The organism is Halopseudomonas nanhaiensis, assembly GCF_020025155.1.
Classification (GTDB): Bacteria; Pseudomonadota; Gammaproteobacteria; order Pseudomonadales; family Pseudomonadaceae; genus Halopseudomonas; species Halopseudomonas nanhaiensis.
On record NZ_CP073751.1, the window covers coordinates 3,520,118 to 3,533,112 of the forward strand.

The following is a 12,995-nucleotide window of genomic DNA, read 5'->3' on the forward strand; positions in this document are numbered from 1 at the left end:
GCATACCTGCAACGAAACCTCATTCCGCTATGCGGAACGACAAGAGTAACGAGGAGTTTACGCATGTTCAACCGGATTGGCGTGATTGGCGCCGGTGCCATGGGCCGCGGCATCGCGCAGCTTTTCGCTTCCAGCGGCGAGCAGGTAATCATGTATGACACCCGCGCCGAGGCGATCGCCGACGCACTCGAATTCAACCGCAACCTGCTGCAACGCTCGGTCGCCAAGGGCAAGCTCAGCCAGGACGAATTCGATGCCACTGTCGCCCGCATGCAGCCGGCCGCCAGCCTGGATGATCTCAAGGACTGCGACCTGATCATTGAAGCGATCGTCGAGCTGCTCGAGGTCAAGCAGAACCTGTTTCGGGATCTGGAAGCCATCGTCCGGGACGACTGCGTGCTCGCCACCAACACCTCCTCGCTCTCGGTCACCCGCATCGCCGCCGGGTGCCAGCGCCCCGAACGTGTGGCCGGCTTCCACTTCTTCAATCCTGTGCCGCTGATGAAGATCGTTGAAGTCGTGCGCGGCTCGCGTACCGACGAACGCTACATCCAGGGTCTGGTGGAGCTCGCCGAGAAAGCCGGTCACTTCCCGGCCATCACGCCCGACACGCCCGGCTTTCTGGTCAACCACGCCGGTCGCGCCTTCGGCACCGAGGCGCTGCGCATGCTCAGCGAAGGGGTTGCCACGCCGCAGCAGATCGACCGCATCCTGCGCGACGGCCCGGGCTTTCGCATGGGGCCGTTCGAGCTGTTCGACCTGACCGGCCTGGACGTCTCGCATGCGGTCATGGAATCGGTATACGAGCAGTTCTATCACGATCCGCGCTACACCCCCTCTTTCATCGCCGCGCAGCGCGTGGCCGCCGGATTGCTTGGTCGCAAGACCGGTCAGGGTTTTTATCGCTACGAGGACGGCCAGAAGGTCGAAACCCCCGAGCCTGCCGCCGAAACCGTACTGGTCAACCGCCCTTTCTGGCTGCACTGCGATGATGACGCCGTGCGCAGCGATGTGCATGCTGCTCTCGAGGCGGCTGGCGCCACGCTTGAGACCGGCAACCAGCCCAGCGCCGAAGCCATCTGCCTGGTGACTCCGCTGGGCGAGGACTGCACCACTGCCCTGCTGCACCTCGGCCTGCCCGCCGAGCGTACCGTGGCGATCGACGTTTTCGCCAACTGGGACAAGCGCCGTACTCTGATGCGCAACCCTGCCGTATCGACCGATGTCGTTGCCCAGGCTCGTCAGGCTCTGGCCGCCGACGGTGTACCGGTCGAGGTGATCAACGATTCACCCGGCTTCGTCATTCAGCGCCTGATCGCCAGCGTCATCAATCTGGGCAGTGAGATCGCCCAGAAGGGCATCACCACCCCGGAAACACTTGATCGCGCCATCCAACTCGCGCTTGGCTACCCCAAGGGTCCGCTGGCTTTCGGCGAACATTACGGCAAGCAGCGCGTGCTGACTGTGCTGTGCAATCTGCAGGCGGTGTATGGCGAGCCGCGTTACCGGCCAAGCCCCTGGCTGCGCCGCCGCGCGCAACTCGATCTGCCACTCACCACCCCGGACAACCAGGAGTAATTCATGAGCACTGCCTACATTTACGATGGTTTGCGTTCCCCTTTTGGCCGCCATGCCGGCGCCCTGGCTAGCGTACGTCCGGACGACCTGCTCGCCGAGGTCATGCGCGCGCTGATCGAGCGTAACGGGTTCGACAAGAACCAGTACGAAGACGTGGTCATGGGCTGCACCAACCAGGCCGGTGAAGACGCGCGCAACATTGCCCGTCACGCCGCGCTGCTGTCCGGTCTGCCTCACGACGTGCCCGGGCTGACGGTCAACCGTCTGTGCGGCTCCGGCCTTGCCGCGGTGCTCGACGGTCATCGCATGATCCGCGCCGGCGAAGGCGAGCTCATCATCGCCGGCGGTGCCGAGAGCATGAGCCGCGCGCCTTTCGTCATCGCCAAGAGCGAATCACCCTACTCCCGCGAATTCCGTGCCTTCGACAGCACCATCGGCGCTCGCTTTCCCAATCCGAAGGTCGAACAGGCACACGGTTGCGACACCATGCCGGAGACCGCGGACAACGTGGCCCAGGAGCTGAACATCACCCGCGAGCAGGCCGATACCTATGCCGCCCGCAGCCAGGAGCTCTACGAAAAGGCGCGCGCCGACGGTTTCTTCAAGGACGAGATCCACGGCATTGAAGTGCCGCAGGGCCGGAAAAAGCCGCCGACGCTGGTCGATCAGGACGAGCATCCGCGCCCGGAGAGCAACATGGAGGCGCTGAGCAAGCTGCGCCCGCTGTTCGAAGGCGGCGTGGTCACCGCCGGCAATGCCTCGGGCGTGAACGACGGGGCTGCGGCATTGATTCTCGGGTCCGAAGCAATTGGCGAGAAGTTCGGTATCAAGCCCCGCGCGCGTATCCTGGCTGGTGCCGTAGCTGGCGTGCCGCCGCGCATCATGGGGGTCGGCCCGGTCGAAGCCTGCAGGAAGGCTCTCGCCCGCGCAGGTCTGACACTCAAGGATATGGACGTCATCGAGATCAACGAGGCCTTCGCCTCGCAGGTGCTTGGCTGCGCGAAGATGCTCGAGCTGGACTTCAACGATCCGCGACTCAATCCGAACGGCGGCGCCATTGCCGTGGGTCATCCCCTTGGCGCCTCCGGCGGCCGCCTGGCGCTCACCGCCATGCGCCAGCTCGAGCGCACCGGTGGCCGCTATGCGCTGGTCAGCCTGTGCATCGGCCTCGGTCAGGGCGTGGCGGCGGTCATCGAACGGGTCTGATTCGAGAAGCCGCTGAAAGCTGAAAGGCTAGGACGCGAAAAGATAAGGAGCCCTGCCGGTTGGCGGGGCTTTTCGTATTAGTCAGCTGTGCGGCATGCCGATGCAGCCCAGGCCAGGTCACGCCGTTTCTCCGTGCCGGCCTCGGACATCGTTCAGCCTTTACGAGTCTTCTTTCCGTCCTGCGCACCAGCGGGCGGTTCTGCTAAGGTATCGCCATCTTTCTACGCAGGAATGAGTATGCAGATGAATCCGTTCGAATGGCTTGGTGAAGTGCTCGGCTCTATTGTCCGGGTGATCATTGACAGTCTCGCCTGGCTGTTCGACATCCTCAGCGGTGCCAGCGCCGCCTTCGTCAACGGGTTCGCGCGAACGCTGGGGGTGGACAGCAGCTGGCTGAGTATCGCCGCGGTCATCGTCGGACTGCTGCTACTCTATGCGGGTGTACGCGCCTTCATGCGCAAGCATTTCATCGCCGGGGTCATCTGGCTGTTGCTGGGCCTCTGGCTGCTCAGCGCAATGGTACGCTGACGGAACAACCGTCAACGCAGGGGGTCGTCAGTCGGACGCTCTGCAAATCGTCACGCATTCACTCCGAGGAGGTTACATGGGCTTCGCACTGTCTACCGAACTGCAACTGACCAGCACTGCTTTCGAGCAGCATGGCGCCATCCCTACCAAGCACACCGGAGAAGGCGTCGACGCGTCGCCTGCGCTGAGCTGGTCGAACCCGCCGGCCGGTACCAAGTCGTTCGCGATCATCTGCCACGACCCGGATGCTCCCCTAATTTCTCCCAACGGTACCTACGGCTTCGTCCACTGGGTGCTGTACAACATCCCGTCCGAGGTCGAATCGCTGCCCGAGGGCACCAGTGACTTCACATCGGGCAAGAACAACTTCGGCAAGATCGGCTACAACGGCCCCATGCCGCCCGAAGGCCATGGCCGCCATCATTACTATTACTGGATTCTGGCGTTGGACGCGGACCTGCACCTGCCCGAAGGCATGAACATGTGGGAACTGCTGGCCAAGGTGGAACGCCACACGCTGGCGATGAACCGCCTGATCGGGACCTACCAGCGCGGGTGATCCTGGGCCCAGCCGCAGGAGCGAACGGGGCGCCTGACGGGTCATCAAATCGATGGCTCACCCCTTTCGCGCCCAGATGCGCTCCTACAGAGATGCGGGGAAACCTCACCTTGTAGGCGCGGGCATGACCGCGAAGGGAGATGCGCCGGCCTCTCCCTTCCCTCACCCCGATCAATATCCCAACGACTGCCCGATCGCCTCACGAAGTGGTGCATTGAGCAGCCGCCGCGTTTCCCGATAGGCCTGGCGATCCAGCGTCGCCAGGGCTTTAACCTTGCTCCGCGCCCGCTCCAGCAACTGATCCGGCGGGCACAGCTCGTCCAGAAATCCCGCGTCCATGGCCTGCGCAGGGTCAAGCAGCTCCGCCTGCAATGCGCAGCGCGATAGCCAAGCGGTGGGAATGCGCTCGCGCGCCAGGTGCATGGCGACATCCGGCATGGTCATGCCGATCGCCACCTCGTTGAGACTGACCTTGAACGGGCCGGCCGATCCCAGCCGGTAGTCGGCCAGCAACAGAAGAAACGCTGCCTTGGCCATGGCGTGCCCGGTACTGGCGATCACCAGCGGGGCCGGGAATTCGAGCATGGCCACGGTCAGCCGATCTCCCGCTTCGCGCATGGCGTCCCGGGCGGGCCCGCCGGCGTCGATCAGCTTGCGATCGTAACCCCCACTGAATATGCCCGGTCGACCGTAGAGCAGAACTGCCGCATCGGCTCGGGCCGCTTGGTCGAGCGCATCGAGCAGCGCCTCGATCATGCTCTGCGAGAGCGCATTGGCCTTGCCGTCGTCCAGACCGATCTCGGCGATACCACCAGCGATCGACAGGCTGAGTGCGCTCACGTGTCGGACTGCGCGCGTGCTTCGTCACGCAGAACGCGGCGCAACAGCTTGCCCACGGTGGACTTGGGCAGGTCCTCCCGAATTTCCACGTAGCTCGGCACCTTGTAGCCGGTTAGATGCTCACGACAATGCGCGATGATCGCCGCCTCATCCAGGCTCGGATCATTGAGGCTGACGAACAGCTTGATCGACTCGCCCTTGCGCTCGTCCGGAACGCCTACCGCTACACACTCGCGGATGCCGGGATGGCGCATGACCGCATCCTCGACATCATTCGGGTAGACGTTGAAGCCGGACACCAGAATCATGTCCTTCTTGCGGTCGACCAGCTTGAGGAAACCTTCCTCGTCGATGATCCCGACATCGCCGGTCTTCAGCCAACCGTCATCGGTGATCGTTTCGGCGGTTTCGCCGGGACGCTGCCAATACCCCTGCATGACCTGCGGCCCGCGGATCAACAGCTCGCCCGGCTGGCCGCGCGGCGTCTCGTTACCGTCGTCATCGATCGTCTTCATCTCGGTATCGATCACGGCTCGACCGATGAACCCTTCCTTATAAGGTGTGAACGCGGTGGAAGCGACGACCACGGGCGAGGTTTCGGTCAGCCCGTAGCCTTCACGCACCACCGCTCCGGTACGTGCCTGCCAGCGCTTGGCGATCTCGGTGTTCAGCGGCGCCCCGCCGGAGTTGACCCACTTGAGCTTGCTGAAGTCGATGCTGTCGAAGTCGGGATGATTCATGAGCGAGACGAACAGCGAATTGATGCCCGTCAGCAAGGTGATCGGCTGACGCTTGATGTCGGCGATCATACTGTCCAGATCACGCGGGTTGCTGATCAAAATGCTGTGGAAGCCGGTGTAGACCGAGGCGATGCAGTTCGCCGTGAAGGCGAAGATATGATAGAGCGGCAGTGGCGACACGCGCACTTCGTTGCCGTATTCGACATCACCTTCGCGGATGATGCTGACGGCCTGCAGCACGTTGCTCAGAATGTTGCGGTGGGTGAGCATGGCACCCTTTGAAACGCCCGTGGTGCCGCCGGTGTACTGCAGCAGCGCGAGGTCATCGAGCCCTCGCTCGGGCTGGACCGCTGGCAGCTGCTCGCCGCGGCGCAGCGTCTCCATGAAGCGTACTGCGCCCTTTTCCTCGGTATCGAATACCGGATTGCGCAGATCATCCGTGCCGGTGACGATCAGCAGGTCGACATCGGTCTCAGCCTGAATCTTGCGCACCAGCGGGATCAGTTTGTCCAGCACCACCACAGCCCTGGCGCCGGAGTCGGCAAACTGGTGACGGGTTTCGAACGGGGTGTATTGCGGGTTGGTGTTGACGACAACCAGACCCGCCTTCATGGCGCCGAAGATGGCGATAGTGTACTGCAGCAGGTTGGGCAGCTGGATGGCCAATCGATCACCCGGCTTGAGCCCGGCCGCGTGCCGAAGGTACCGCGCGAACAGGTCAGCCTTGTGGCGCAACTCGAGGAAATTCAGGGTTTCGTCCCCGCAGGAAAACGCCGGTCTGTCGCCGTATCGCTGGCAGGCCTGTTCGAGGACGTCGAAGACAGTGCTGTGTCCCAATTGCGTCAGTTGAGTGGCCACGACCGATTGTGCAGGAATCGACATCTGAACCTCTTGTTTTTGGACTGTTATTTTGCAGTGCGAAACTACATACCAAAAAGATGCTATTCTATCTACCTCAAGTGTGCAATCATCGAGACAATCTCTAACCAGTCTCGCTGTGCAGAATGCCTGCATCTGGTATCGTTCCGGCTTCCGGGCAACAATCCGGAGTAGACCAAGAACAATAATAGACCGCTGCAGGACGCATCGATAAGGTAACCAGACCACATGAACGAAGAGTTGGAATCCCTGAGGGAGACGATACCGGGCAAGGATCGCAAATTCGTCGAGGCCCTTTCTCGCGGGCTGGACGTCCTGCGTGCGTTCAGCCAGGGCGCAGTCGTCATGGGCAACCAGGACATCGCCAGAATCACCGGGCTGCCAAAGCCCACTGTTTCGCGGATGACTTACACCCTCACCAAACTGGGCTATCTGAGCTACTCACCGCAACTGGAAAAATACCAGCTTGACTCCGGTGTGCTCGCGCTGGGCTACGCGTACGTCTCCAACCTTCGTGTACGTCAGCTGGCCAAGCCATACCTGGACGAGTTCGCTCGCACCACCAATACCTCCGTCGGCCTGACCTGCCGCGACCGCCTGTCCATGATCTACGTGGAAAACTGTCGCCCTGCAGAGACCACCTCGCTGCGCATGGATGTCGGCGTGCGCCTGCCACTGGCGACCACGGCAGCCGGCCGTGCCTATCTTGCGGCCATGAAGGATGAAGAGCGCAGCCATGTGATCGCCGCTCTAAAGGACCGTCACGCGGAAAACTGGACCGAGCTCGAGGCCGGTTTGCAGCGAAGCTTCGAGGACTACGCCAAGCATGGGTTCTGCCTGTCCCTCGGCGACTGGGACCGCAACGTCAACGCCGCCGGGGTGCCCCTGTTTCTGCAGGACGGAACGCTGATGGCGCTGACCTGCGGTGCGCCGTCGTATCTGGTATCCGAGGAAAAAGTGAAGAACCAGCTCGCCCATCAGCTGGCAATGCTGGCACGCGATGTGGAGCGCCTGGGCGTCTGATCCGGACACGGGGTTTGCGTCCGGAACCAATGCGGCAGCGGGGTGCCAAAATCTATCGCCCGCATTGCCATCCCGCCCCTCGAATTCGGGCCATCAACATGAGTGATTCAGCCACATTTCGCCTGCGAGGGGCATCGACAAAGGATTTGTTTTTTTGTATTTTGCCTAGCGAAACATGGTTTCATTATTTCGCATAGTGAAACACAGCCCACCCAGTTAAACGGAGGTTAAGCATGTCGGACGTGGTTACCCTGGAACGTCAAGGCGACATTGCCGTCGTCACAGTCAACAATCCACCGGTCAACGCATTGGGGATTGCGGTGCGCGAAGGCCTGCAGAACTGCTTCAAGGCCGCCGAAGCCGATCCGGAAGTCAAAGCCATCGTCCTGGTCTGTGAAGGCATGACCTTCATGGCCGGAGCCGACATCAAGGAGTTCGGCAAGCCGCCGAAGTCTCCCAGCCTCCCTGACGTTGTTGCCGGCATCGAAGCCGGCAACAAGCCCAGCGTTGCCGTGATTCACGGTACTGCCCTGGGCGGCGGGCTCGAGGTAGCGGTCAGCTGTCACTACCGCATCGCCCGCAAGGACGCAAAGGTCGGCCTGCCCGAAGTCAAGCTGGGCCTGCTCCCCGGCGCTGGCGGTACGCAGCGTCTGCCGCGTCTGGTGGGCGTACCCAAGGCTCTGGACATGATTGTTTCCGGCAACCCGATCGGCGCTCCTGAAGCGTTCGAACTGGGCGTGGTCGACAAGTTGATCGAAGGCGACCTGCTGTCCGAAGGCATTGCCTTCGCCCAGCAACTGCTGATGGACGGCAAGGGCGCACGCCGCACCGGCGAGCGCACCGACAAGCTCGAAGGCGTCGACAACGCCGGGGCCGTCGCCGCCAAGCGCGCCGAAATCGATAAGAAGATGCCTGGCCTGTTCTCGCCTCAGCGCTGCGTCTCTGCCGTCGAAGCGGCGTTCACCCTGCCGCTGGAAGAAGGTCTGAAGCGCGAGCGTGAACTCTTTGGTGAATGTCTGGTATCGCCGCAGCGCGGCGCGCTGGTCCACGCGTTCTTCTCCGAGCGTCAGGCCTCCAAGGTCGATGACCTGCCCAAGGACACGCCGGTGCGCGAGATCAAGTCCGCTGGCGTCATCGGTGGCGGCACCATGGGCGTGGGCATTGCCATCTGCTTCGCCAATGCCGGTATTCCGGTGAAGATTCTCGAGATCAGCAGCGAAGCCCGCGACAAGGCCATCGAGCGCGCCCGGGATACCTACGGCATGAGCGTCAAGCGTGGCAGTCTGACCCAGGACGCACTCGACAAGCGCATGCGCCTGATCAGCGGCATAACCGATTACGCCGACCTTGGTGACGTCGATGTCGTGGTCGAAGCCGTGTTCGAAGAGATGGGCGTCAAGCAGAAGGTGTTCGAAGCACTGGATGCCAACTGCAAGCCCGGTGCCATCCTCGCCAGCAACACGTCGTCGCTGGACCTGAACAGGATCGCCGACTTCACCAAGCGCCCGGAAGATGTCGTCGGCCTGCACTTCTTCAGCCCGGCCAATGTCATGCGCCTGCTGGAAGTCGTCCGCGGCGAGAAGACCAGCAACGAAGTGCTCGCTACCGCGATGGCCATCGGCAAGAAGCTGAAAAAGGTGTCCGTGCCGGTCGGTGTCTGCGATGGGTTCGTCGGTAACCGGATGGTGTTCCAGTACGGTCGCGAGTCGGAATTCCTGCTCGAGGAAGGTGCCACCCCGGCACAGGTGGACGGCGCGCTGAAGAAGTTCGGCATGGCCATGGGCCCCTTCGCCATGCGCGATCTGTCCGGCCTGGATATCGGTCTGGCGATCCGCAACCGCCAGCGCCAGACCCTGCCCAGCGAATACAAGCTGCCGGCCATTCTCGACAAGATGGCAGAAGCAGGCATGCTCGGTCAGAAGACCGGGAAAGGTTTCTACGTTTACGAGTCGGGCTCGCGTACCCCGCAGGAGAACCCAGACCTGCCGCCGATCCTCGAAGCCGCTTCAAAAGAGCAGGGCGTCGAGCGTCAGCAGCTGTCCGACGAGTACATCATTGAGCGCACCATCTACGCGCTGATCAACGAGGGCGCCAAGATCCTCGAAGAAGGCATTGCCCAGCGCGCCAGCGATATCGATGTGATCTATCTGAACGGTTACGGCTTCCCCGCCCATCAGGGCGGTCCGATGTTCTATGCCGACACCGTCGGAGTCGATCGCGTGTACGCGAAGATCTGCGAATTCCACGACAAGCTCGGTGCCTGGTGGAAGCCGGCACCGTTGCTGGAAAAGCTGGCCAGGGAAGGTCGCAAGTTCGCTGATCTCTGATGACCCCGGGGCCTGCCGGTTCGCCGGCGGGACCGTACCGTTTACAACGAGGACTACACATGGAAATCCATTTCTCACCCGAGCAGCTCGCCTTCCGTGACGAAGTGCGTGAGTTTCTGAAGAACAACCTGCCCGAGGACATTGCGGCCAAGGTCAAGCTTGGCAAGCACATGGCCAAGGAAGACCACGAGCGCTGGCAGAAGATTCTGTCCAAGCAGGGCTGGTACGCACCGGGCTGGCCGGTCGAACACGGGGGCACCGACTGGGGCCCGATCGAGAAGCACATCTTCGACGAAGAGTCTGCCGCTGCCGGCGCTCCGCGCCTGGTCCCGTTCGGCGTCAACATGGTCGCTCCAGTGATCATCAAGTTCGGCACTGAAGAGCAGAAGCAGCGCTATCTGCCGCGCATCCTCGACGGTACCGACTGGTGGTGCCAGGGCTATTCCGAGCCCGGCGCCGGTTCCGACCTGGCTTCGCTCAAGACCCGCGCAGTGCGCGACGGCAATCACTACATCGTCAATGGTCAGAAGACCTGGACCACCCTGGGCCAGCACGCCAACTGGATCTTCTGTCTGGTACGTACCGACCCTGAAGCTCAGCAGCAGCGTGGCATTTCCTTCCTGCTGATCGACATGGCCACGCCCGGCATCACCGTGCGCCCGATCATCACCCTGGACGGCGACCACGAAGTCAACGAAGTCTTCTTCGACGACGTCAAGGTACCGGTCGAGAACCTGGTCGGTGAAGAGAACAAGGGCTGGACCTGTGCCAAGTACCTGCTCACTCACGAGCGTACCGGTCTGGCCGGCATCGGCGCCTCCAAGGCAGCCATGCGTCATCTCAAGCGCGTCGCTTCCAAGCAGATGAAGAACGGCAAGCCGCTGATCGAAGACACGCTGTTCCGCACGCAGATCGCCGAAGTCGAGATGCAGCTGATGGCAGCCGAAATGAGCACCCTGCGGATCGTTGCAGCAGCCTCCGAAGGCGGCGTACCGGGCGCGGAAAGTTCGATCCTCAAGGTCCAGGGCACCGAAATTCGCCAGGCCATCACCAACCTGCTGCGCAAGGCACTGGGCGTCTATGCCCTGCCCTTCCTGCCGGATGAAATGGAATACGGCTACGAGGGTGAAGTACTGGTAGACGACTACGCTCCGTCGCTGGCGTCCTCGTACTTCAACATGCGCAAACTGTCGATCTTCGGCGGATCCAACGAGATCCAGAAGAACATCGTCTCGAAAATGATTCTCGAACTCTAAGGAGACTGCCCGTGGACTTCAAACTGTCTGAAGAGCAACAAATGCTCCAGGAAACCGCGGCCCGTCTGGTTCGCGATACCTACACCTTTGACAAGCGCGAGCACGCCAGCAAGAGCGAAGCCGGTTTCTCGGTCGACTTCTGGAAGCAGATGGGCGAGCTGGGCCTGACCGCCATTCCGTTCCCGGAAGAGCTCGGCGGCTTCGGCGGCACCGGCGTGGAAAACATGCTGATCATGCAGGAGCTCGGTCGCGGCATCTGCCTCGAACCCTACATGGAATCGGTCATCTTTGCTGGCGGCCTGATCACCCAGCTGGGTACCGACGCGCAGAAGGAAGAACTGCTTGCCGGCATCGCCTCGGGCGAGCTGCAGGCCACTGTTGCCCTGGAAGAACTGCACAGCCACTACGAGCTCAGCAATGTCACCACCACTGCTTCGCAGCAGGGTGACAGCTGGGTTCTGAACGGTCGCAAGGGCGTGGTCATCGGCGGTCACACTGCCGGCAAGATCATCGTCTCGGCGCGTACCGCCGGCGATGCCCGTGACAAGGACGGCATCAGCCTGTTCATCGTCGATCCGAGCAGCGAAGGCGTGCGCCGTCGCGACTACGCGACTGTCGACGGTCGCAAGGGTTGCGAGCTGTTCCTCGACGGGGCCAAGGGCGAACTGCTGGGCACTGCAGGCCAGGCGTATGATGCCATCCGCTATCAGTCCGGCCGTGCCATCGCTGCGCTGTGTGCCGAAGCGGTTGGCGCCATGCGCGAACTGTGCGACATCACGCTGGACTACCTGAAGACCCGCAAGCAGTTCGGCGTGGTCATTGGCAAGTTCCAGGTCCTGCAGCACCGTATGGTCGACATGGTCAGCGAGCTTGAGCGCGCGACCTCCATGGCGATCCTCGCTGCATCGCTGGCCAACGACGAAGACAGCGAGCTGCGCAGTGCCAAGCTCTCCGCTGCCAAGTACATGGTCAACCGCGCCGCACAGTATGTGGCCGAGCAGTCGATCCAGCTGCATGGCGGTATCGCCATGACCTGGGAATACGCCGGTGCGCACTACGCCAAGCGTCTCGTGATGATTTCCCACCAGCTGGGTGACGAAGACCATCATCTGGCCGCCTACGCAGACCAGCTCAGCGCCTGAGCCGATAACCAGCCGGAATAATGGCGTGACCGCCCTCGTTCCGGCTGGTTTGTCAGCTTAATGGCCATTTGCACTATCGGGTGCCAGCGACTGCCGTTATGCTAGGCACCCTTTTAATGTCATGCGCCCGCGGGCGTCTCATAGACTTGTGGAGGACTAGCGTCCATGAAAATCCTCGTCGCCGTTAAGCGCGTGGTCGATTACAACGTCAAGGTTCGCGTCAAGGCGGACAACACCGGTGTCGATCTCGCCAACGTCAAGATGTCGATGAACCCCTTCTGCGAAATCGCCGTGGAAGAAGCCGTGCGCCTGAAAGAGAAAGGCGTGGCGACTGAAATCGTCGCCGTATCGGTTGGCCCGACCGCTGCCCAGGAGCAGCTGCGTACCGCGCTGGCACTGGGTTGCGACCGCGCCATTCTGGTCGAGAGCAGCGAAGAGCTGAACTCGCTGGCCATCGCCAAGCTGCTCAAGGCCGTGGTCGACAAGGAACAGCCCCAGCTGGTCATCCTCGGCAAGCAGGCGATCGACTCGGACAACAATCAGACCGGCCAGATGCTGGCTGCGCTGTCCGGCTACGCCCAGGGCACCTTCGCCTCTGAAGTGGCCGTCGACGGCGAGCGCGTCAAGGTCACCCGTGAAATCGACGGCGGTCTGCAGACCGTTGACCTGAAGCTGCCGGCCATCGTCACCACCGACCTGCGCCTGAACGAGCCGCGCTACGCCTCCTTGCCCAACATCATGAAGGCCAAGAAGAAGCCGCTGGAAACCGTCAAGCCTGACGATCTGGGTGTGAGCACCAGCTCCACCATCAAGACTCTGAAGGTCGAGTCGCCGGCTGCACGCAAGGGCGGCATCAAGGTCAAGAGCGTCGACGAGCTGGTCGACAAACTCAAGAACGAAGCCAAGGTGATCTGAAC

General features: G+C 62.0%; 11 protein-coding genes. 9 read left to right on the plus strand and 2 right to left on the minus strand.

Annotated elements, in window-relative coordinates; all coding sequences use genetic code 11:
• Positions 1–63: 63 nt before the first annotated feature.
• The 4 genes from KEM63_RS16260 to KEM63_RS16275 all read left to right on the plus strand — a co-directional run bounded on the left by KEM63_RS16260 (position 64) and on the right by KEM63_RS16275 (position 3,871).
• Positions 64–1,578, plus strand: a complete 1,515-nt coding sequence (locus KEM63_RS16260) for a 3-hydroxyacyl-CoA dehydrogenase (protein ID WP_223653507.1) — start codon at positions 64–66, stop codon at positions 1,576–1,578.
• A gap of 3 nt (positions 1,579–1,581) precedes the next feature.
• The gene (locus KEM63_RS16265) at positions 1,582–2,784 is read left to right on the plus strand and encodes a 3-oxoadipyl-CoA thiolase (protein ID WP_223653509.1); all 1,203 of its coding nucleotides are present in this window, start codon (positions 1,582–1,584) and stop codon (positions 2,782–2,784) included.
• A gap of 237 nt (positions 2,785–3,021) precedes the next feature.
• Positions 3,022–3,312, plus strand: coding sequence for a 5-bromo-4-chloroindolyl phosphate hydrolysis family protein (locus tag KEM63_RS16270; protein ID WP_223653510.1), 291 nt, complete (start codon positions 3,022–3,024; stop codon positions 3,310–3,312).
• Positions 3,313–3,388: 76 nt separating this feature from the next.
• On the plus strand, positions 3,389–3,871 hold the full coding sequence (locus KEM63_RS16275) for a YbhB/YbcL family Raf kinase inhibitor-like protein (RefSeq protein ID WP_223653512.1): 483 nt from the start codon (positions 3,389–3,391) through the stop codon (positions 3,869–3,871).
• A gap of 171 nt (positions 3,872–4,042) precedes the next feature.
• Here KEM63_RS16275 and KEM63_RS16280 read toward each other — a convergent pair whose 3' ends face one another.
• Both KEM63_RS16280 and KEM63_RS16285 read right to left on the minus strand, forming a co-directional pair.
• Complete coding sequence (locus KEM63_RS16280) at positions 4,043–4,711, minus strand: crotonase/enoyl-CoA hydratase family protein (protein WP_223653514.1); 669 nt, start codon at positions 4,709–4,711, stop codon at positions 4,043–4,045.
• The gene (locus KEM63_RS16285; protein WP_223653516.1) at positions 4,708–6,333 is read right to left on the minus strand and encodes an AMP-binding protein; all 1,626 of its coding nucleotides are present in this window, start codon (positions 6,331–6,333) and stop codon (positions 4,708–4,710) included. The genes KEM63_RS16280 and KEM63_RS16285 overlap by 4 nt, the downstream gene beginning before the upstream one ends.
• 225 nt (positions 6,334–6,558) lie before the next feature.
• Here KEM63_RS16285 and KEM63_RS16290 point away from each other — a divergent pair, with 225 nt between their 5' ends.
• The 5 genes from KEM63_RS16290 to KEM63_RS16310 all read left to right on the plus strand — a co-directional run bounded on the left by KEM63_RS16290 (position 6,559) and on the right by KEM63_RS16310 (position 12,993).
• Entirely contained in the window at positions 6,559–7,353 is a 795-nt protein-coding gene (locus KEM63_RS16290) for an IclR family transcriptional regulator (protein WP_223653526.1), read from the plus strand.
• 233 nt (positions 7,354–7,586) lie between these two features.
• Positions 7,587–9,680 carry a 3-hydroxyacyl-CoA dehydrogenase NAD-binding domain-containing protein gene (locus tag KEM63_RS16295; RefSeq protein ID WP_223653528.1) on the plus strand — a complete coding sequence of 698 codons (2,094 nt, stop codon included), beginning with the start codon at positions 7,587–7,589 and terminating at the stop codon, positions 9,678–9,680.
• A gap of 59 nt (positions 9,681–9,739) precedes the next feature.
• A complete protein-coding gene (locus KEM63_RS16300; RefSeq protein WP_223653530.1) occupies positions 9,740–10,936 on the plus strand; it encodes an acyl-CoA dehydrogenase family protein in 1,197 nt (398 codons plus the stop codon).
• 11 nt (positions 10,937–10,947) lie between these two features.
• Entirely contained in the window at positions 10,948–12,078 is a 1,131-nt protein-coding gene (locus KEM63_RS16305) for an acyl-CoA dehydrogenase family protein (RefSeq protein WP_223653533.1), read from the plus strand.
• 165 nt (positions 12,079–12,243) lie between these two features.
• Complete coding sequence (locus tag KEM63_RS16310; protein ID WP_223653535.1) at positions 12,244–12,993, plus strand: electron transfer flavoprotein subunit beta/FixA family protein; 750 nt, start codon at positions 12,244–12,246, stop codon at positions 12,991–12,993.
• Positions 12,994–12,995 lie beyond the last annotated feature (2 nt).